The sequence below is a fragment of the Tateyamaria rhodophyticola genome, assembly GCF_047777875.1.
GTDB lineage: Bacteria > Pseudomonadota > Alphaproteobacteria > Rhodobacterales > Rhodobacteraceae > Tateyamaria.
The window spans coordinates 2,421,914-2,442,603 of the sequence record NZ_CP180519.1 but is presented as its reverse complement, the minus strand read 5'-3'; the positions used below and the strand labels follow the sequence as shown (position 1 = coordinate 2,442,603).

At 63.4% G+C, this 20,690-nt stretch carries 16 protein-coding genes; all 16 read right to left on the bottom strand.

The features are described from left to right. Window positions 1-5: 5 nt before the first annotated feature. Window positions 6-1,394, bottom strand: coding sequence for a siroheme synthase CysG (gene cysG, locus ACERHN_RS13545; protein ID WP_415919546.1), 1,389 nt, complete (start codon window positions 1,392-1,394; stop codon window positions 6-8). 12 nt (window positions 1,395-1,406) lie between these two features. Continuing rightward, a complete protein-coding gene (locus ACERHN_RS13540) occupies window positions 1,407-2,333 on the bottom strand; it encodes a glycosyl transferase family protein (protein ID WP_415919545.1) in 927 nt (308 codons plus the stop codon). Beyond that, window positions 2,330-4,960: a molybdopterin-dependent oxidoreductase gene (locus ACERHN_RS13535; RefSeq protein WP_415919544.1), complete on the bottom strand. Its 2,631-nt coding sequence runs from the start codon at window positions 4,958-4,960 to the stop codon at window positions 2,330-2,332. Before ACERHN_RS13535 ends, ACERHN_RS13540 begins: the two co-directional genes overlap by 4 nt. After that, window positions 4,960-5,289 (bottom strand): nitrite reductase small subunit NirD, encoded by a 330-nt coding sequence (gene nirD, locus ACERHN_RS13530; protein WP_415919543.1) that lies wholly within the window; start codon window positions 5,287-5,289, stop codon window positions 4,960-4,962. The genes ACERHN_RS13535 and nirD overlap by 1 nt, the downstream gene beginning before the upstream one ends. Then, window positions 5,286-7,721 (bottom strand): nitrite reductase large subunit NirB, encoded by a 2,436-nt coding sequence (nirB, locus tag ACERHN_RS13525; protein WP_415919542.1) that lies wholly within the window; start codon window positions 7,719-7,721, stop codon window positions 5,286-5,288. The genes nirD and nirB overlap by 4 nt, the downstream gene beginning before the upstream one ends. 13 nt (window positions 7,722-7,734) lie before the next feature. Further along, window positions 7,735-8,667 carry a GAF domain-containing protein gene (locus ACERHN_RS13520; protein ID WP_415919541.1) on the bottom strand — a complete coding sequence of 311 codons (933 nt, stop codon included), beginning with the start codon at window positions 8,665-8,667 and terminating at the stop codon, window positions 7,735-7,737. Then, window positions 8,667-10,355 carry an ABC transporter ATP-binding protein gene (locus tag ACERHN_RS13515; protein WP_415919540.1) on the bottom strand — a complete coding sequence of 563 codons (1,689 nt, stop codon included), beginning with the start codon at window positions 10,353-10,355 and terminating at the stop codon, window positions 8,667-8,669. The genes ACERHN_RS13520 and ACERHN_RS13515 overlap by 1 nt, the downstream gene beginning before the upstream one ends. Before the next feature lie 5 nt (window positions 10,356-10,360). Continuing rightward, complete coding sequence (locus tag ACERHN_RS13510; RefSeq protein WP_415919539.1) at window positions 10,361-11,437, bottom strand: ABC transporter permease; 1,077 nt, start codon at window positions 11,435-11,437, stop codon at window positions 10,361-10,363. Window positions 11,438-11,495: 58 nt separating this feature from the next. After that, window positions 11,496-12,863, bottom strand: coding sequence for a CmpA/NrtA family ABC transporter substrate-binding protein (locus ACERHN_RS13505; RefSeq protein ID WP_415919538.1), 1,368 nt, complete (start codon window positions 12,861-12,863; stop codon window positions 11,496-11,498). A 241-nt stretch (window positions 12,864-13,104) separates the two neighbouring features. Then, window positions 13,105-14,289, bottom strand: coding sequence for an ABC transporter substrate-binding protein (locus ACERHN_RS13500; protein ID WP_415919537.1), 1,185 nt, complete (start codon window positions 14,287-14,289; stop codon window positions 13,105-13,107). Then, a complete protein-coding gene (locus tag ACERHN_RS13495) occupies window positions 14,286-14,870 on the bottom strand; it encodes an ANTAR domain-containing response regulator (protein ID WP_415919536.1) in 585 nt (194 codons plus the stop codon). The genes ACERHN_RS13500 and ACERHN_RS13495 overlap by 4 nt, the downstream gene beginning before the upstream one ends. A 161-nt stretch (window positions 14,871-15,031) precedes the next feature. Further along, entirely contained in the window at window positions 15,032-15,421 is a 390-nt protein-coding gene (gene cueR / locus ACERHN_RS13490; RefSeq protein WP_415919535.1) for a Cu(I)-responsive transcriptional regulator, read from the bottom strand. 4 nt (window positions 15,422-15,425) lie between these two features. After that, window positions 15,426-17,942, bottom strand: a complete 2,517-nt coding sequence (locus ACERHN_RS13485) for a heavy metal translocating P-type ATPase (RefSeq protein ID WP_415919534.1) — start codon at window positions 17,940-17,942, stop codon at window positions 15,426-15,428. 133 nt (window positions 17,943-18,075) lie between these two features. After that, the gene (gene urtE, locus ACERHN_RS13480; protein WP_415919533.1) at window positions 18,076-18,771 is read right to left on the bottom strand and encodes an urea ABC transporter ATP-binding subunit UrtE; all 696 of its coding nucleotides are present in this window, start codon (window positions 18,769-18,771) and stop codon (window positions 18,076-18,078) included. Continuing rightward, window positions 18,758-19,513 carry an urea ABC transporter ATP-binding protein UrtD gene (gene urtD, locus ACERHN_RS13475; RefSeq protein WP_415919532.1) on the bottom strand — a complete coding sequence of 252 codons (756 nt, stop codon included), beginning with the start codon at window positions 19,511-19,513 and terminating at the stop codon, window positions 18,758-18,760. Before urtD ends, urtE begins: the two co-directional genes overlap by 14 nt. Then, entirely contained in the window at window positions 19,510-20,673 is a 1,164-nt protein-coding gene (gene urtC, locus ACERHN_RS13470; RefSeq protein ID WP_415922743.1) for an urea ABC transporter permease subunit UrtC, read from the bottom strand. The genes urtD and urtC overlap by 4 nt, the downstream gene beginning before the upstream one ends. Between the last annotated feature and the right edge of the window lie 17 nt (window positions 20,674-20,690).

Genomic DNA, 20,690 nt, shown 5'->3' with positions numbered 1-20,690 from the left:
CGCGCTCAAGCGCTCCGCAGATGCGGGGCCGTCAGCGCGGCGGCAGACCTTGGCCAATCCACCAGAATGATCGCGCCGCTTTCAATCTCGCAGGACGCGACAACATCCGGCAGCTCGGCCACCGATGTGGCCATCAACCGCTCGGTCGGTTTTGATACATCTACGCAGAGCTTGACCGGGCTGTGCGGCGGCACCCCCTGATCCAGCAGCTTGCGCGACACCCGGCCCGCCTGCCGCGCGGACATGTAAAAGGCGGTTGTGGTGCCGGGACCGGTCATGCGGGTGCAATCCGGCAGGTCATTGTCGGCCGACCCGGTGCCGGTCGTGATGACAAACGTATCAACCGCACCGCGCCTTGTGAGGCTGTCACCAAAAGCAGCCGCCGCCGCACAGGCCGCCGTGACGCCGGGCACCAGTTCGACGGACACACCCGCCGCGCGCGCGGCGCTGAGTTCTTCGTCAGCCCGCCCGAAGATACCGGGATCCCCGGATTTCAGCCGGACCACAGCGCGACCTTTCAGCGCTTCGGCCACGATGGTCGCGCTGATCTTGTCCTGCGGCCAGCTGTGCGCACCCACATGTTTGCCCACAAACACCCGTTCCGCGTCGCGGCGCGCCAGTTCCAGCACTTCGGGGTCCACCAAACGGTCATAAAAGATCACGTCCGCCTCTTGCAGGCGTTCGACCGCGCGCAGGGTCAAATGATCGCGGGCGCCCGGCCCCGCCCCGACCAGGGCGATATGCCCGCCGTCGCGCGCCTTGGGCGCGCCGCCCGCCGCAATCGCGTCCTTGATCGCGCGGGCCGCGTCGCGTTCGGCGCCGCGCGTCCATTGCGCCCGCACGTCGCCCTTGAACACCCACGCCCAAAAGGCGCGCCGGTCGTCGCGCGGGACCTTGCGGGTCACGCTGGGCCGCAGACGTCCCGCCAACGCCGCCAGACCGCCAAGGTTTGCGGGCAGCATCCGTTCGAGCCGGGTCTTGATGTCGCGGGTCAGCACGGGCGCTGTGCCCTCGCTTCCGATGGCCACGACAATGGGGTCGCGGTCGACGATGGCGGGTGTCGTCATGTCACACAGATCAGGTTGATCCACCACGTTCACAGGACAGCCCGCGGATTTGGCAACCGCATGCGCAGCCGCATCAAAGCCAGGGCATCCGGTGCCGATAAAGATCATCGCTGCATCCGCAAACACATCTGCCGACAGGTCCGTGACGTGGCGCGCGCGCCCTGTCTCAACGAGGCCCTGCAGCTCGTCCTCGAGCGTCATGGCAACGATGTCGAGCATCGCGTCGGTCTTGAGCAATAGCCGCGCCTTTTGCGCGGCCTGTTCACCGCCGCCCACCAGAACAACCCTGCGATCCGTTGTGCGGATGAACATCGGAAAAGACTTCATGGCATATCCCTTTCAGGCGGCTGAGGTGGATGGATGCGCGCTGTGCTGTGCATATCCGAGCGTGTCGAGCGCGAGGGCCGTGGTCCCCGCGATGATGGCGCGTTCGAAATCATCGGGCGCCTGTGTGTGCCAGGCCTGCCCCAGCGTGGCAGATGGCGCGTCCGAGAGCCGCCGCGTCTCATGCACCAAGGGAGGGCACGTGCTTTCCCAGGGGCGCCCGCCCCGCAATCCGAATGCAGCGATGGCTTTGGCCGGATGACGCTCGAACTCCCCCCCGCCGCCTTTGATCACGCTCAGGCCCGTCCAGCCCATCAGCGCTGCGGCATCGGCCTGCAGCAAACGATAGGACGGGTGAAAGACCCCCTGAACACTCGCCGCGGCACCGCCGGGGTTGAGCATCCGGCACACCGTGTTCACGCAGGACCGCAGGCCCAGAACCGCGCGCAATGACAGCAGCGCAAACAGCGCGGGATGAAACCTCTCAAGCGGGAGATACGCAATTCGGTCCCGGTCCAGCATCTGCGCCGCCTGATCCGCCGTTTCCGCTACGCCGATGCCCATCCGCGCCAACCCGGCGCGCACCTTTGTATCGGGCCCGTTGCACCCGTGCAGCAGAACCCGGTGCCCCGCATCCGCCACGTCGCGCGCGGAGTGCAGAAACCAAGGCGCGCCCCGCGTGCGGCCTGCGGCATAGCTGGGCCAATCAAGATCGACCTGCGGAAGCGTCGGGCTCATCGCCTGTGCCGCCTGGGCAAAGCCTGCAATTTCGCTGGCCGTCTCGCCCTTCATGCGCAGGAGCATCAGCAGCGCGCCGATGGCATGCGGGTCGGCCTGCCCACCCAGCATGATGGACATCGCGTCAAAGGCTTCGGCCTGGGTCAGTGCGCGCGACCGTCCGGGCCCGCGCCCCAGAATACGCACATATGTCTCAAGGCTCATTCCGCCGCCTCCCGCACGTTCAGGCGGGCCAGCAGCTGGGCAATCTCCGGACGGCAGGAGCCGCAATTCGTACCCGCGCTCAGCGCGTCGCCGATCTGGGCAACCGTCATCAAACCATCGGTTTCGATGGCGCGTGCGATGGTGTTGATACCGATACCAAAGCAGGAACACAGGATGGGTCCGGGGTTCGGGACAGAGGCGGGCAATTGCCCGGTCAGCGCATCGGCAGCGTCAGTTCCGGGCAGCGTCGCAAGGTGGTCGCGCATCACGGCAACGGGTGTTGCAGCCACAAAGAGTGCGCCGATGATCGTATCGCCGTCCCGCAAAACGACCCTTGCGCCGCCGCGCCGCGCGTCGATCACGGTCATCGCCACCGCATCCGACGCGTCAAAGATCCGGCGCGCCTCGGCTTCCCAATCGGTCACGGGTGCGGCGCCCGCCAATTCCGCGCGGAACCCCGCATCCGTGCGCGCCAAAGCCCAATACGTCGCATCCAATCGCATCGGGCCACGCGAGACGGCAAAGCCGTACCATGCCGCATCGAACCGGCCCGCAGAGACAATGCTGGCCTTGCTTTCGGGTTGGCCGGACACCGGGTCGGTGTGCGGGGCCACAAGGTCGTCAATGCGCGCAGATGGTGCCGTCTCGCCCGTCCAGTGGATCGAGGCGAAAAGCTGTCCGGGGTGCACGTCGCGACTGATGCGTGCGCGCAGGATGGCGCTTCCATGCGGACTGCGAAGCCGCACTAGGTCAGAGGTGTTGACCGACAGCCGCGCCGCATCCTCGGGGTGGATATCAACAAATGGCTCGGGCAGGTGTGCAGACAACCGCGGCGACAGCGCCGTGCGTGTCATCGTGTGCCACTGGTCCCTGAGCCGTCCAGTGTTCAGCTGGAACGGATGGGCGGGGGTAGGCAGTTCAGCCGGGGGCTTGGCCCGCACCGGCAGCATCCGGGCCTTTCCATCCGCGTGAAAGAACGCGCCGTCCGCAAAGAAACGTCCACCCCTGCGCTGCGCCGAGATGGGCCAGCGTGTCGGCGTAAATTGGTCGTAGGCGTCATCGCTAATGTCGGCGACCCCGGAGATGTCAAAATCGCGCCCGAACTGCGCCGCGATGCCCGACAGGGCCGCGTATTCCCGGAAAATCTCGGCTTCGCTTTGGAACGCAAAGGCGGATCCGAACCCCATGCGCCGGGCAACATCTGCAAGAATGTCCCAATCGGCGCGCGCCTGTCCCGGCGCGGGCAACACGGGGCGCTGACGGCTGATCGTGCGGTCGGAATTGGTGACCGTCCCGCTTTTCTCGGCCCACGCGGTTGCGGGCAAAACCACGTCCGCCAGCCTGGCCGTGTCGGTCTGGGCGGTAATATCGCTGACCACGGTGAAGGGACAGGCCGCAAGGGCCGCGCGCACCGCGCTTGCGTCGGGCATCGACACGGCCGGGTTCGTATGGATGACCCAGATCGCCTTGATGCGCCCATCGCCGACCGCACGGAACATATCCACGGCCTTCAGGCCCGGCGCGTCCGGCAGATCCGTCACACCCCAAAAGCGCCCGACCACCGACCGATGGTCCGCGTTTTCGAGATCGAGATGGCAGGCCAGCATGTTGGCCAACCCGCCCACCTCGCGCCCGCCCATGGCGTTGGGCTGGCCTGTTACGGAAAACGGCCCGCAACCCGCTGTGCCGATCCGCCCCGTGGCGAGATGGCAGTTCAGGATGGCATTGACCTTGTCCGCGCCCGACGTGGATTGGTTCACGCCCTGGCTATAGATCGTGACAACTTTGGGCGTGTCGATCCAAAGGTCATAGAACCGGTCGAGCGCGTCCTGGGACAGGCCCGTTGCGTCCGGGTCATCCGCCTGCGCCGCTGTGACTGCGTTGTCCAGTTGCACAAGGTGGCGCGCATAATCGGTGTCGATCTGGCCACGCGATGCAATGCGCGCCAGCAGCCCGTTGAAAAGCGCAACATCACTGCCCGGCGCGAGCGGCAGGTGCATGTCCGCGTCCTCGCAGCTTGCCGTGCGGCGCGGGTCGATCACGACAATCCGCGTGCCACGTGCCGCGCGCGCCGCCAGCACGCGCTGGTGCAGGACCGGGTGGCACCAGGCGAGGTTGGAGCCCACAAGCACAATCAGATCAGCCTCGTCCAGATCATCATACGTCCCCGGCACAGTGTCCGTGCCAAAGGCGCGTTTGTGCCCCGCAACGGACGACGCCATGCACAGGCGCGAATTCGTGTCGATGTTGGCAGAGCCGATGAACCCTTTCATCAACTTGTTGGCGACATAGTAATCCTCGGTCAGCAACTGTCCCGAGACATAAAACGCCACACTGTCGGGCCCGTGCTGCGCAATGGTTGTCCGGAACCTGTCCGCGACAAGATCAAGCGCGCTGTCCCAGTCCGTTTCCGCACCGCCCACCTGTGGGGTCAAAAGACGTTGATCCAGCCCGACCGTCTGGCCCAGGGCCGACCCTTTGGAACACAACCGTCCCCGGTTGGCGGGGTGATCCGGGTCGCCCCGCACCTCCACACCGCCCTGCCCGTCCGGGCGCAACAAAACCCCGCACCCGACCCCGCAATAGGGACAGGTGGACCGTGTTTCTGCGGCGCCTGCGCCGTCCATCACGCAGCACTCCGCGTGCCGAGTTTCGTGGCGTCGATCAGGATGCGACCGTCCTCTACGCGAACGGGATAGGTTGCGATTGCGCCCTCCTCGCCCTTTGCCTGCCCCGTATTCAGGTCAAAGACCCAGTTGTGCAGCGGGCAGGTCACGGATTGCCCGTGGACAATCCCTTCGGACAACGGACCGCCCTTGTGCGGGCAAATGTTCGAGGTCGCAAAGACCTCCGCTTCCGCGGTGCGGAACAACGCCACACAGCCTTCGGCGGTTTTGATGGTCCGCGCGCCGCGCATGGGAATGTCGTCGATGTGACCGATGTCGATCCAGCTCATTCCGCAGCCTCCATCGTAAGATCCGCGAGGGGATGATAGCGTTGTGCCTGTTTGCTGACGTGTTCGGCCCATGGATCGGTGCGATAAATCGACTGGCTCAACTCGAACGCCTCAATCAGGCGCGCGCGTTCGTCCAGATCGGCGATCCGTTCCTTGACCCAGTCCAAGCCGACCTTGGCCACCCATTTGTAGGCCCGGTCGAGATACTTCGCATTCTCGCGGTAGAGCTGAACAAATGCGATTGTGACGTCCATGGCCTCGGCTTCGGTGGCCACGTCGCACAGGCGCTCGGTCTCCTTGACGTCCATGCCGGCTGCGCCGGCGACGCTCACCTGATATCCCGAATCCACGCAGATGATACCGACGTCCTTGCACGTCGCTTCGGCACAGTTGCGCGGGCAGCCTGATACGCCCAGCTTGACCTTGTGCGGTGTCCACGACCCCCACAGCGCCTGTTCCAGCTTGATCCCGAGGCCGGTGCTGTCTTGGGTGCCAAAGCGGCAATGCTCTGTCCCGACGCAGGTTTTGACGGTGCGCAACCCTTTGGAATACGCGTGACCCGACACAAGCCCCGCCTTGTTCAGATCCGCCCACATCGCTGGCAAATCCTCACCGCGCACACCCAGCAGGTCGATCCGCTGGCCGCCCGTCACCTTGACGGTGGGCACGTTGTATTTGTCGGCCGCATCCGCGATGGCCCGCAATTCGGTCGGGTTGGTGATCCCGCCCCACATGCGCGGCACAACGCTGAACGTGCCATCCTTCTGGATGTTGGCGTGCTTGCGTTCGTTCACGAACCGGCTTTGCGGGTCGTCCTGATATTCCAGCGGCCAGTCCGCCAGCAGGTAATAGTTGATCGCAGGACGGCAGACGTGGCAGCCGTTGCGCGTCTTCCAGCCCAGTTCCTGCCAAACGGCCTCTTGCGACTTCAGCTCTTGCGACTTGATCAGGCGGCGCACGTCCTCATGGCTCAGATCACAGCATCCGCAAACCGGTTGCGCCGTGGGCAGCACAAACGCGTCGCCCAGCGTGACCTGCAAGACCTGTTCGACCAGTCCCGTGCACGTCCCGCAGGAGGCGCTGGCCTTGGTGGTTGCCCGGATTGCGGCAATATCGGATGCGCCGTTTGCGATGGCGTCGGTGATGGTGCTTTTGCAAATGCCGTTGCAGCCGCAAATCTCCGCCTCAGGCGGCAATGCTGCAACGGCTGACAAAGGGTCCGCGGTGTCCCCCCCTTGATAGGCCGGGCCGAAAATCAGCGTCTCGCGCATCTCTTCGATGGGGGTTTCATCCTTGATCAGCTGAAAGAACCAGTTGCCGTCGGCGGTATCACCGTACATGACCGCGCCAACCAGCTTGTCCCCTTCGATCACGAGCCGTTTGTAGACGCCGCGCGACGGATCGCGGAACACGATATCCTCGCGCGCATCGCTGTCGGCAAAGTCACCCGCACTGAACAAGTCGCAGCCCGTGACCTTCAACTTGGTCGAAATGGATTTTTGCACGAACTGCGCGCTTTCCCCGGTCAGTGTCTGGGCCAGCACCTTGGCCTGATCATAAAGCGGCGCCACGAGGCCAAACACCGCGCCATCATGTTCGACGCATTCGCCAACGGCATAGATATCCGCGTCAGATGTGCACATCTGATCATCCACATGGATGCCGCGCCCAACCGCGAGGCCCGCAGCCTGACCGAGGGCGGTGTTGGGGCGGATCCCCACGGCCATGACCAGCAGATCGCACGGCAGTTCGGTGCCATCCTCAAGCATGAGGGCCGACACCTTGCCGTCCTTGCCCACGATTTCCTTGGAATTGGCGTTCAGGCAGATGGTGATGCCCTTGTCCTCAAGCGATTTGCGCAGCAGGTAACCCGCCGCCTCGTCCAACTGCCGCTCCATCAGGTGCCCCATGAGGTGCACGACCGTCACCTCCATGCCGCGCAAGCGCAGACCGGCCGCCGCCTCCAGCCCCAGCAGGCCGCCGCCGATGACCACCGCCCGCGCGCCCGGTTGGGCCGCCGTGTCGATCATCCGGTTGGTGTCTTCGAGATCACGGTAGGCAATGACGCCGTCCAGATCGTGGCCCGGCATAGGGATGATAAACGGGTTCGATCCTGTGCCGAGGATCAGCTTGTCATAGGGCACGGGTCCGTTTTCGCCATGCACGACCTTTGCGTCCCGGTCGATTTCGACGACCTTTTCGCCAAATCGGCAGGTGACGTTGCGGTCGGCGTACCAGGCATCATCATGGGTGACGATTTCCTCATACGTGCGTTCGCCGGACAACACCGGGCTCAGCATGATGCGATTGTAGTTTCCGCGCGGCTCCGCATTGAACAGCGTAACCTCAAACCGGTCAGGATGGTCATCAAGCAGGTGCTCAAGCACCCGCCCGGACGCCATGCCTGCACCAATAACGACGATTTTTTCCATTGGGAACAATCCTCTAGCTGTACCAGGCAACGATGTGGCTTAACGCGCCACCGCTGTGGATGGGAAAGGTGACGACAGATGTGTGTCCGCCCGGCAGGCCGACCTCCTGCCGTGCGGCTTTGGGAATGCCGGTGGCCACGGTCTGGCCAATGGCGGTGCGATAGGGGGCAACGCGGATCGGTTCGTCTTCCATGCCCAAGGGGCCGTCGGTGCTGCACACCCCGTCAATCAGGATGGCGCCGCCCCGGTGACCCACCTTGGATTTCCGCGCGTCCCAGATTTCGAACCGGCGCGCCAATGGCGTGCCCTGCGCCGACAAAAGCGCCAGGACATAGGCCGCGTCCCCCGGCACCGGGATCGGCAGACCCAGACCGGTGGAAATCCCCGCCTGTTCCGCGCTGCTGGCGCGCACAAACCCGTGGCCCGCGCCCAGGTTGCGCATCAACATCGGGGCACCCGCCGCCCAGACACCGCCGGGCATGCCCTGCCCCTTGAGAAATTCCGCCTGCCGGCTGACCCATTCAAAGTCCTGTGCCGCACCGAAATAGCCATCTTCAAGCTGCAGGATGCCTTGGGTCTCGCGCCAAACCTCGATCGCCCCCATACGGGTCGCGTCGTCCGAACACAGCGTGACGAGAACCGCCAGCAATGTGTCCCCGTTGAACACCGGGATCGCCACCGCCGCGGTCAGGCCCGCTTCCTGCGCGGCCTTTGTCCGTTTGAAATACGACCCCTCAAACCCCTTGAGAACGATCGGTCGGCCTTCGGCCCAGGCCTTGCCCGGCAGACCTTCGCCCTTGGCAAAGCGTTCTGCCCCCGACACCGCCTTGAACCCGGCGAGGTCACCGTAGTCACCGCTGTCCCAGACCAGCACGCCGTCCTTGGGCACCCAGACCTCCGCCACCTCGACAAAGGTGCGCACGCCGGCGTCATTGGCGTCCAGCATTACGCAGCCTCCTGCGTGCCGGATGCGGCTTTGGAGGCGGTTTTCGGCTTGGCACCGTGCTCATACTCCTCGAGGAAATCGAGGACGTCCTGCCGGTAGGTATAGTAATCGGGATGCTCCAGCAGCGCCTTGCGCGTGCGCGGACGCGGCAGGTCCACGTCGACAATCTTGCCGATGGTGGCCTGCGGGCCGTTGGTCATCATCACGACACGGTCCGCAAGCAGGATCGCTTCGTCCACGTCATGGGTCACGCAAATCGCCGTCACCTTCGTGCGGGACCATACCTCCATCAGCACTTCCTGCAATTCCCAGCGGGTGAGGCTGTCGAGCATGCCGAACGGTTCGTCCAGAAGCAGGAGTTTCGGCGACAGGGCAAAGGCCCGGGCGATGCCCACACGCTGTTGCATGCCGTTGGACATTGCACTTGCGGGTTTGTCCATCGCATCCGCCAGCCCAACACGTTCGAGGTAGTATTCCACCACGTCCTGACGCTCGGCCCGGCTGGCGCGGGGATAGACCTTGTCGACACCGATGGCACAGTTTTCGCGCGCTGAGAGCCAGGGGAACAGGTTCGGGGACTGGAACACGACGGCGCGCTCGGGATCCGCGCCCGCCACGTGCCGGCCATCCAGTTTGATCGCGCCCTTGGAAATCTCGTTCAACCCGGCGGCCATCGTCAGCACCGTGGATTTCCCGCACCCCGAATGCCCGATGAGCGAGATGAACTCCCCCCGGTCAACCTTCAGATCGAAATCCTCAACAACCGTGAGCGGCCCCTTGGGCGTCGGATAGACTTTGTGCAGCATCGAAAAATCCAGGAAACGGTCGGTGATCAACCCTTTCTGCGCGTCCACAACGGCCGTCGGGGCACCGTGGATCGGGGTGACATCCGGCAGGTGGCGGGTGTCTTCCACCTTGGCCTCGATGCCTGCGTCCATCAGGTATTTCGTCACCTGAGCGCGCAACGTCTTGAAGGTGTCGTCGTTGTTCATTTCCATCCGGTCGCGCGGGCGCGGGATGGTGACGGTGAACTCATCCCCGAGCGTTCCGTCGGGGTTCAGCGCAATGATGCGGTCCGCCAGAATGATCGCCTCATCCACGTCATTGGTGATCAGAACGCATGTCTTTTGATCCGCCTGCCAGATCCGTTCGATCTCATCGGCGAGGTTTGCGCGCGTCAGCGCATCCAGCGCGGACAGCGGCTCGTCCAGAAGCAGCATCTCCGGGTTCATGGCAAGCGCGCGGGCGACGTTCACCCGCTGGCGCATACCGCCGGACAGCTCCGCCGGGCGCCGCGTCGCCGCGTGGCCAAGACCCACCATGTTGACGAAATGCGAGACCTTGGCGTCTTTCTCGGCGGTGGACAGGTTCGGGAAAACGGTGTCGACCGCCAGCCGCACATTCCCGTTCACCGTCAGCCACGGCATCAGCGAATAGCTCTGGAAGATCACGCCGCGCTCCGGGCTTGGCTCCTTGATCGGCGCGCCCTTGTAGCTGACCGTTCCGGTGGTCGGGTGTTCCAGACCCGCCATCAGATTGATCAGCGTGGTCTTGCCCGTGCCGGAAAAGCCCAGGAGCACCAGAAACTCGCCCTCCTGCACATCGAGGTTGATGTTGTTCAGCACATCGGTGCGATCCGTGCCGGTGCCAAAGCTCTTGCCGACGTTGTCGAGTGTCAGAAATCCCATGTCCGTCACCGGTTGTTCGTGAAGGTAAACAGCGACTGGAGGGCGTACATCACGCGGTCCAGCATAAAGCCGATGATCCCGATGGTCAGAACCGCCACCATGATCTTGGCCAGCGAAGAGGACGATCCGTTCTGGAATTCATCCCAGACGAATTTGCCGAGACCCGGGTTCTGCGCGAGCATTTCGGCAGCGATCAGCACCATCCAGCCCACACCGAGGCTGAGCCGGAGGCCGGTAAAGATCAGCGGCAGCGCCGAGGGCAGAACCAGCTTCGTGATCTTGGTGTAGGTGTTCATTTTCAACACCTTGGACACGTTCACCAGGTCCTTGTCGATGCTGGCGACCCCAAGCGAGGTGTTGATCAGCGTGGGCCAGAGCGAACACAGGGTCACGGTGATGGCAGACGTCAGGAAGGATTTGGCGAACCAGCCATCTTGGGTGACATAAACCGCCGACACGACCATCGTTACAATGGGCAACCACGCCAGCGGGGACACCGGCTTGAAGATCTGGATGATCGGGTTCAGGGCCGCATTGGCCGTCGGTGACAGCCCCGCCATGATGCCCAGCGGGATCGCGACAGCGCTGGCGATCAGGAACCCGAAGAACACGGTTTTGATCGATGTCCAGATCTGCTGATAGTAGCTCGGGGCGCCGGTATAGGCGCGCTGGATGGGCTCCTGGCCCTGCTCTGCGCGCCGCTCGTTCAGCTTGGCAACCTGTTCGTTAAAGCGGGCTTTGCTTTCGGACTTGGCCTGCGCATCCTGATGCAGGTTGACCGCCTCGTCCCAAACGGCCGCAGGACCGGGGATCGCGCCCAGCGAGGTCTGCACCGTCGGCGCCAGTGTCGCCCACAGCATCAAAAAACCCGCGATGGCCAGCAAGGGCACCCCGAGGAGACGCCAGATTTCAGAGGCCTGCGCCTTGGGATTGTCCCCTGCGACAGCGCGCAGAACGGGGGTGAGCCATGCCAGCCCCAACACCTGAAACCACTTGTCGGCGGCGTTGATGCGCGTAAAACGCCGTTCGCGGCGCGCCTCGCGGGCGGCATCCATTTCGAAATTCGGGTCTGCAGTGCTCATGAACCGGTCTCCTGAAAAGGGGGTGCGCGGGCAGCCGGGCCGCCCGCGCATCGGGTGCTTAACCCTGGATGTTTTCGCCAACGACGATCTGATCGCCTTTCAAGCCAATCGGCAGGCTTTCGAGGTAGGCGTTGGGCTGGCGACCGTCATAGGGGATGCCGTCGATGATATCGGCGGCCGGTGTCGGCGCCTTGTAGCCGTCGCTGTCCCAGGGGAAGTCCGCTTCATTCGCCAGATCCTGATCGACCAGCGACCGGGCAGCCTCGAGGTAGATGTCCGGGCGATAGACCTTTTCGGCGACCTCCTTGAACCACGCATCGCTTTGCGGTTCGGCAATCTGTCCCCAACGGCGCATTTGCGTCAGGTACCAGATGGCATCCGAATAGAACGGGTAGGTCGCATTGTACCGGAAGAACACGTTGAAATCGGGGATGTCGCGTACGTCACCCTTTTCGAATTCAAAGGTCCCGGTCATGGAGTTTGCGATGACATCGTAATCCGCGCCCACGTATTCCGGGCGGCTGAGGATTTCGACAGCCGCTTCGCGGTTGGCGTTGTCGTTTTCGTCCAGCCACATCGCCGCCCGGATCAACGCACGGGTCAACGCCTTGGTCGTGTTGGGGTTTTCTTCGACAAAGTCAGCGGTCAGGCCAAACACCTTTTCCGGGTTGTTGCGCCACAGCTGATAGTCGGTGATGACGGGCACGCCGATGCCCTTGAACACCGCTTGCTGGTTCCACGGCTCACCCACCGCGTATCCGTGGATCGTCCCCGCCTCCAGCGTGGCAGGCATCTGCGGCGGTGGTGTGACAGAGAGGAACACATCCGCACCAATTTGGCCCGAGATGTTTTCGGGGCTGTAATATCCGGGCTCGATCCCGCCGGCGGCCAGCCAATACCGCAGTTCGTAATTGTGCGTCGACACCGGGAACACCTGTCCCATGTTGAACGGCTCACCCTTGGCGTTGAACGTCTCGATCACCGGCACCAGCGCCTCGGCAGAGATGGGGTGTTGCGGGCGGCCATCATCCATCGACGGGATGTTCGGACGCATCAGGTCCCACACCTCGTTCGACACCGTGATCCCGTTGCCGTTCAGATCCATGGAAAACGGGGTCACGATGTGGGCCTCGGTCCCGTAACCGATGGTCGCGGCGAGCGGTTGACCGGCGAGCATGTGCGCGCCGTCCAGTTGGCCGTCGATCACACCGTCCAGAAGGACCTTCCAGTTTGCCTGCGCCTCGAGGGTGACAAACAGACCTTCGTCAATGAAGTATCCCTGCTCATAGGCCACCGCGAGCGGTGCCATATCCGTCAATTTGATAAAGCCCAGGGTCAGTTCGTCTTTTTCAAGGTCGAGCAGTTCCGCGAATGCGGGCGATGCAAGTGCCGTCGTTGCGGCGAGGGTCAGGAGTATTTTCTTCATAATTCACCTCGTTGGTGGGCCCGGCCCGGTCCGGGCACTGAGCTGAAACGAAAAAAGGCCGATCACTTACCACCGGGGGAGGACCGATGGTGAGTGAGCGACCTTGCTCGGATATATCCCTGTCGGTGGGATGAATGTTGGTGTGACTGGCACCGTTGCTGGTCACATGAAGAACATGCCGCGGTGCAGAATGCGGCGCCAGCAGCAGATGGCGTCAATTCAACGCCAATCTGGCAAACGCTCAATTTTTAGGCGATTTTTCCGCGTGCGGGTCGAAAACCTGACCATCAAAGAACCGATCCGGCAGCAATGTGATCGCCCCATCCGCCGACGCAACGGCGGTGGGGGACAGAATCGCCCCCTCGACCTTGGCCGACGCGCCGGGCAAATCGCAGCCTTTGCCGGACAGGTGCTGGCGGTGCAGGTCGGGTCGCACAACCGCATTCATCTGTGCCTCCGTCAGGACAGCACCGCCATGTGCCTTGTGCAGGCGGTTGGCGATCCACTGACCCTGGCTGCGCCACGGAAACGTCGCCGCGCCATCGTGAAATTCGAGGAACCGGTCCACGTGCCGCTGCTCCCCCCTTTGGGAGATGGTCATGTGGCCGGACAGCGCGCGGTCGATCAGTTCGGCCGACACATCCAGATAGGCTTTGCGCGACAACAGATCACTTGCAGTTGCGCGAACCGCCGGATTGTTCAGCCAGCGCCCCGCCTTCCACACCGCGCGCATCAGCCGCCCCAGCAGATCGGGTTCGGTTTCGGCCCAATCGGTGCGGACGGCCAGCACCTTTTCCGGCGAAAAGGCCCAGATCGCATTGCATGGCAGCAGGAGCGCCCCCGCCCCCGCCTCGACCGACACAGAGCCCCACGGCTCGCCCACGCAAAACGCATCGACCTCGCCCGCGGCCAGCGCCTTGGACATCAATGGCGGCGGCACGGTGCGGATGTTTATGCCAGCCGCCCCGAGGGCTGTACCTTCCGCCCAATAGCGCAGGTGTTCGACATGCATTGAAAACGGGAATGGCACACCAAAGGTCAACGGGCCATCACTGACCTGCGCCAATGCGGCGGCCGCCGCGACCGGGTCGGAAAAGTCAAAGGCGAACCCGGCATTCCGCAGTTTCCGTTCCAGCGCGTTGCTGACACCAATCACGTTGCCATTGACCGACAGGACCGACACCGATGACAGGCGGGTCGAAATACCGCCCAGCCCCATGGCCATGGCCAACGGCACGGGCGACAACATATGCGCGGCGTCCACACGTCCAAAGGCCAGCATGTCGCGCACCGACGACCATGACGGCGCCGCAATCAGGTCCAGCGCAATGCCCTCGGACTGCGCAAATCCCATTTCTTGCGCAATAATGAGCGGTGCCGCGTCAACCAGCGGCATGTAGGCGACGGAGATTTCGACCGATTTCATCGCAACAGTCCCGCGGCCGTAACAAGCGCTTCGGCCACATCTGCGACGCGGCGCCCCTGATCCATGGCTGTGCGACGCAACAGGGCATAGGCCGCTTCTTCGTCGATGCCCTTGGCCTTCATCAACACACCCTTAGCGCGGTCGATCACCTTGCGCTCTTCCAGAGCACGGCGGGTCTCGGCCAGTTCCTCGCGCATCTGGCGCACCATCGAAAACCGGGCGATGGCCGTATCGACCACCGGTTTGACCCGTCCGGGGGCAAGCCCGTCCACGACATAGGCCGACACACCCGCCTCAATCGCGGATTCCGCCAGCCCGTCGGAGTTGCCGGACACAAACATCGCGACCGGCCGCTCCAGCGGTCCCGAGGCGAGGGTCAGTTCTTCCATCATGTCGCGTGTCGGGTTGTCGATGTCGATCAACACGATGTCCGGCCCGTGTGCTGCGATCTGGCGCGACAGGCTGCTTGGATCGCCGATGACGATCACATCACAGGCGCAGGCATCCTTGAGCGCATCGACAATGGCGATGGCACGATCCCGGTCCTGTTCGACCACGACGATCTTCAGCAGCTGCTTCATTCTCTTGCTGTGGGGCGGTGCGGTGGGGCGTGCAATGCAATATGCGGAAAAAGCGGGTAAAATTTCCGTCTGGGCGTCAGCGTTTCAGCAAATCGCACAAAAATGCGCCATGTCCTGAACCCGTGCGCCGCGTGTGCAGGATGACCCGCTGCACGGTCCGCCTACCCCTTGCCCGCAAGGTCGCTGAGGATGGGACAGTCCGGGCGGTGATCCCCGTGGCAGGCCTTTACCAGATGTGACAGCGTGTTGCGCATGGATTGCAGCTGTTCGAGCTTTTGGTCAATGGCTGCAAGATGCTCTTCGGCAACGGCCTTGACCTGTGCGCTTTCCCGGCTTTCGTCTTCGTAAAGGCCGAGCAGGATGCGACAGTCCTCGATGGAAAACCCCAGGGTCCGCGCGCGGCCCAGAAACGTGAGTTTGTGCAGGTCCGTCTCACCGAAGGTGCGATAGCCGTTTTCGCTGCGGCGCGGTTTGATCAGGCCGATATCCTCGTAATATCGGATCGTCTTGGACGGCAGTCCAGAGCGCGCAGAGACCTGTCCGATGTTCACCAGCTCACTCCTGCTTTGCCAGTTGGGGGGTCGGTGCGACGGGACCGGGTGCGGCGCCCGGGTCTTGGCGCAGCACTGGCGCGATCCGGCGCAGGCGCAACGCATTGCCGAGCACCGACACCGAAGAGAGCGCCATCGCACCCGCAGCCAGCACCGGAGACAGAAGCAGACCAAAGGCCGGATAAAGGACCCCCGCCGCAACCGGGATCAGTGCGACGTTATAGCCAAAGGCCCAGCCGAGGTTCTGGCGGATGTTGGACATGGTCCGGCGGGAAACGGCAACGGCATTGACCACGCCGCGCAGATCACCGGACATCAGCACGACATCCGCGGATTCAATGGCAATGTCGGTACCCGTCCCGATGGCGATGCCGACATCGGCATGCGCCAACGCCGGGGCGTCGTTGATCCCGTCACCGACAAAGGCGATCTTGCGCGACCCGGCCCTCAGATCATCCAGAGCGGCCACCTTGCCGTCCGGCAAGACGCCCGCAACCACGTGGTCGATACCGGTTTCGCGCGCAATTGCATCGGCCGTCTCCTGTTTGTCTCCGGTGATCATCGCCACCTGAAACCCCTGGTCCTGCAGGGCCGCGATGGCGGTGCGGCTTGAGGGTTTGACCGGGTCGGACACAGCGATCACGGCGGCCAACCGGCCCTCCACCGCGGCATAAAGCGCTGTGTGCCCGCGCGCCGCGAGGCTGGCCTCCTGCGCGGAGAGCGGCGCGATATCGATGCCTTCGCGCAGCATATGCCGGTCGGCACCGACCAGCACATGCAGACCGTCCACCATTGCGGCCACGCCGTATCCGGTGGAGGACGTGAACCCGGTGGTCTGCGGCACCTGCACCCCTTCGCGCCGCGCCCCATCGACGATGGCCGCTGCAATGGGATGTTCCGACAGGGTTTCAACCGCCGCAATTCTGGCCAGCACGTCGGCCCGATCAAAACCGTCCGCCACGACCACGTCCGTTAAACGGGGTCGCCCTTCGGTCACCGTGCCGGTCTTGTCCAGCGCCACAATCTCCACCTCGGACAGCGCTTGCAGCGCGTCGCCCTTGCGGAACAGAACGCCCATTTCGGCGGCGCGCCCGCTGCCGACCATGATGGAGGTCGGCGTGGCAAGGCCCATCGCACAGGGGCACGCAATGATCAGAACCGAAACACCCGCAACCAGCGCAAAGGTCAGTGCGGAATCCGGTCCGAACGACAGCCAGCCCGCCACGGTCAATGCGGCCACAGCCATGACCGCGGGCACGAACCAAAGCGTGACACGGTCCACAAGCCCCTGAATGGGCAGTTTCGCGCCCTGTGCGTCCTCGACCATGCGAATGATCTGCGCAAGTGTGGTCTCTGCGCCCACGCGGGTGGCCATGACCGTCAGGCTGCCGGTGCCGTTGATGGTCCCACCGGTGACGGCGCTGCCAACCGATTTTGCGACCGGGATCGGCTCTCCGGTGATCATGCTTTCGTCGACGTTGCTGATGCCATGGGTTACGTCCCCATCCACGGGGATGCGTTCGCCGGGACGGATCAGGACAACCTGTCCCACACGCAGCTGGTCGACATCCGTTTCGATCACCGCATCGCCCTGTTGCACCCGCGCCGTGCGCACCTGCAACCCCAGCAGCGCCTGGATCGCCGCGCCTGTCCGCCCCTTGGCGCGCGCTTCGAGCCAGCGCCCGATCAGGATCAGGACAACAATCACCGCCGCCGCTTCGAAATAAACCGCGCGCACGGCTTGCGGCAAAAGACCCGGCAAAGCCGTGGCCACCATGGAATAGGTCCACGCAGCCCCCGTGCCGACCGCGACGAGACTGTTCATGTCCGGTGCACCCTTGAAGAGCGCAGGCACCCCCTTGGCATAAAACCCACGCCCCGGACCAAAGAGCACGAAGGTCGCCAGCACCGCTTGGATGATCCACGACATCTGCATGCCGATCGTCTGGTGGATCAGCATGTGGAATGCAGGGAACAGATGCGCCCCCATCTCCAGCACGAAAATCGGCAGCGTCAGCGCACCTGCCAGAGCGACGCGGCGGCGCAGGTCCTGCGCCTCTTCCGCCTTGCGATCCGCGCGCGATTGACCGGCGTCCGCCTGCGCAATCTCCGCAGGGTATCCCGCCGTCCGACAGACGGCCCGGATCTCCGCCGGGGTTGTCACACCCTCCAGATAGTCGAGCGTGGCCTGTTCCGTTGCCAGATTGACGTTTGCGGACACCACCCCGGGCGCCGTGGACAGCGCCTCTTCCACGCGCCCGACACAGGACGCACAGGACATCGATGCTATATTGACCGTGACCCGCGCGGTGCGCGCCGGATACCCAAGGTCGTTCAACATGTGCACCACGTCAGCCACGCGTTGCGGCGCGTCAACTGTGACACGCGCCGTTTCCGAGGCGAGGTTGATTGCGACGTCAGACACGCCATCAAGGGACGCAAGCCCTCTTTCAACACGCCCCACGCAAGACGCGCATGACATGCCCGCAATGCTCAGTGTGTGTTGGACGGCTCGCCCCATGATGATTCACCTTTTCGCGGTACTGGGTACCACATAAGGCTTCCAGTCACTGGAATCTCAAGGGCCAAGGCGCAGTTTTGCGCACACGCGGGATGAAGCCGCGATGCGTCGCCACCGGATGCGCCGCGCAACCCTAAAGCGCGAGCGCGTCCAGCAGCGTTTCTCTCCTGGCATCCGACTTGGGCACGGATGTCGTGATTTCACCGCGCCGCATGATGTGAAAGTGGTCAGAGTTGAGATAGGCAAACTCGAAATTCTGCTCGACCAGAACGATGGCAAGGTCGCGGCGATCGCGCAGCAACTGGATCGTGCGCCCAATCATCTGGATGATATTCGGTTGAATGCCTTCGGTGGGTTCGTCCAGCAGCAGGACCTTGGGCCGGGTGATCAGGGCGCGCGCAATCGACAATTGCTGTTGTTGCCCCCCGGACAGATCGCCGCCACGGCGATCCTTCATCTCGGCCAGAACCGGGAACAGCTCGAATATGTCATCGGGGATCGTGCGGTCCGCCTTTGGCAGACAGGCGAACCCGGTCTGCAAGTTCTCTTCAACCGTCATGAGGGGAAAGATCTCGCGCCCTTGGGGTACGTAACCAACCCCCGCCTTGGCCGCTACGGCGGCGCGTCCGGGTGGCAATGACACATCGTCCAGCGTGACCGTTCCCGCGGAAAACGGATGGCGGCCCGCGATGGCCTTCAGCAGGCTTGTCTTGCCCACGCCATTGGTGCCGGTGACACATGTCACCTGCCCCACGGGCGCGGTCAGGGTGATCCCCTGCAGGATCTGCGATTGCCCGTATTTCAGGTCGAGGTTCTCAATCCGCAGCATCTGTCCGCCCCAAATACACATCAACGACCGTCTGGTTCTGGGTCACATGATCCAACGTCCCTTCGGCCAGAACCGACCCCTCATGCAGAACCGTCACCTTGCAGTCCAAGCGCCGGACGAACTCCATATCATGTTCCACCACGATGACCGCCCGGGTTTCGGCGGCGCGTTTCAGAATGTCGGTCGTGTGTTCCCGTTCGGGCGCCGTCATGCCCGCCGCCGGTTCGTCCACCAGCATCAGGCGCGGCGATTGCGCCAGCAGCATCCCGATCTCCAGCCACTGCTTTTGCCCGTGGCTCAATTCACCCGCGGGGCGGGTCAGGTGATCGGTCAGGTTGATTTCCTCCGCGATTCCTTCGAGCCGCGCAGCACCCGCCTGCGTCTTGCGGTAGAACAGCGCGGCAAAGGGGCCGCGTGGATTGCGCAGCGCCATAGCGAGGTTTTCGCGCACGGTCTGCGCCTCGAACACGGTCGGCTTTTGAAACTTGCGCCCGATCCCGAGCATTGCAATCTCACTTTCGGACATCCCGATGAGCGACCGACTGTCGTCGCCAAACAGGATCCGACCCTCGTCCGGTTTGGTCTTGCCGGTGATGATGTCCATGAACGTCGTCTTGCCAGCGCCGTTGGGGCCAATCACGGCACGCAGTTCCGGTTCGCTGATCTGGAGGCTCAGGTTCTTGATGGCCTGAAACCCGTCAAAGGATTTCGAGATGCCCGACATTTCCAAAAGAGAGCTCATGATTTGCGCACCAGACTGTCAAAGAGGCCACCGATTCCCTTGGGCGCCAGAATTGTGACCAGCACAAAGGTCACGCCCAACAGGACCAGCCACCAATCGACCCACTGTATCGTGTAAAACCCGAGGTCGATGCTGGGCGCGCCGCCACCGGTGAACCAACTGGAGAGCAGCGACACAAGCGCCGCACCAATGACCGCGCCATAGAGACGCCCGCGCCCGCCGATGGCCACCCAAACCGCGAGGTAGATCGATGCGATTGGCGCAATCTCCGCAGGGTTGATGATGCCCGCCTGCGGGTAATAGAGCGCACCGGCGATCCCGGCCACGATGGCCGTGATGGTGAACACGAACAGTTTGTAGCCCTCGACAGGATAGCCCAGGAACCGCACACGGGATTCGTCGTCGCGGATGGCCTGAATGATGTTCCCGAACTTGCTGTCGGTGATCCAGGCGAACAGAAGATAGCCAAGGGCCAGCGCCAGCGCAGACCCAAGGAAAAAGACAAGCGACACGACATCCTGCCCCGCAGCACCAAAGCCCGGGATGTTCTGCAACCCCGACAGCCCGTTGTTGCCGCGCAGGCCGCTGTCGTTCTGGAACAGGTACAGCGACAGCGCGAGCGTCATCGCTTGCGTCAGGATCGACAGGTATACGCCGGTCACACGGCTGCGAAAGGCCAGCCAGCCAAAGACCAGGGCGAGCAGGCCGGGGACCAGCACGACGAGCGCGAGCTGGATAAAGAGGCTGTCGGCGAACATCCAGATCGCGGGAAATTCCGATGATCCGACGACACCGAAGATCTGGTTGCCGATGGCGTCCGATATCTCCTGCTCCGTGGGCGGGATGACCTGTCCCGCACGGCTTTCCATGACGATCAGTTCCGTGCGCGCATACATCAGCCACATGCCGATGGCGTATCCACCGATGCCGAAAAACGCGAAATGTCCGAGGCTCAGAATACCGCAATAGCCCCAGACAACGTCCATCGCGATCGCCACAAGGCACAGGCACAGCGTCTTGCCCAACGTCTTGACGAAAGAGGTGGAGATAAAGCCCGTGCCCGTGGCTTCGGACATCAGCGCGACGACCGCCGTGAACAGCCCCAATGCGGCCAGAAAGTAGAGAACCGACGGGTTGCGGCTGACAAAGCTGCTGCGGATGGGGCTTGTTTGGCTCA

Coding starts and splice junctions, on each gene's coding strand:
- cysG (WP_415919546.1), bottom strand. CDS start 1,394: ATGAAGTCTTTTCCGATGTTCATCCGCACAACGGATCGCAGGGTTGTT.
- ACERHN_RS13540 (WP_415919545.1), bottom strand. CDS start 2,333: ATGAGCCTTGAGACATATGTGCGTATTCTGGGGCGCGGGCCCGGACGG.
- ACERHN_RS13535 (WP_415919544.1), bottom strand. CDS start 4,960: ATGGACGGCGCAGGCGCCGCAGAAACACGGTCCACCTGTCCCTATTGC.
- nirD (WP_415919543.1), bottom strand. CDS start 5,289: ATGAGCTGGATCGACATCGGTCACATCGACGACATTCCCATGCGCGGC.
- nirB (WP_415919542.1), bottom strand. CDS start 7,721: ATGGAAAAAATCGTCGTTATTGGTGCAGGCATGGCGTCCGGGCGGGTG.
- ACERHN_RS13520 (WP_415919541.1), bottom strand. CDS start 8,667: ATGCTGGACGCCAATGACGCCGGCGTGCGCACCTTTGTCGAGGTGGCG.
- ACERHN_RS13515 (WP_415919540.1), bottom strand. CDS start 10,355: ATGGGATTTCTGACACTCGACAACGTCGGCAAGAGCTTTGGCACCGGC.
- ACERHN_RS13510 (WP_415919539.1), bottom strand. CDS start 11,437: ATGAGCACTGCAGACCCGAATTTCGAAATGGATGCCGCCCGCGAGGCG.
- ACERHN_RS13505 (WP_415919538.1), bottom strand. CDS start 12,863: ATGAAGAAAATACTCCTGACCCTCGCCGCAACGACGGCACTTGCATCG.
- ACERHN_RS13500 (WP_415919537.1), bottom strand. CDS start 14,289: ATGAAATCGGTCGAAATCTCCGTCGCCTACATGCCGCTGGTTGACGCG.
- ACERHN_RS13495 (WP_415919536.1), bottom strand. CDS start 14,870: ATGAAGCAGCTGCTGAAGATCGTCGTGGTCGAACAGGACCGGGATCGT.
- ACERHN_RS13485 (WP_415919534.1), bottom strand. CDS start 17,942: ATGGGGCGAGCCGTCCAACACACACTGAGCATTGCGGGCATGTCATGC.
- urtE (WP_415919533.1), bottom strand. CDS start 18,771: ATGCTGCGGATTGAGAACCTCGACCTGAAATACGGGCAATCGCAGATC.
- urtD (WP_415919532.1), bottom strand. CDS start 19,513: ATGAGCTCTCTTTTGGAAATGTCGGGCATCTCGAAATCCTTTGACGGG.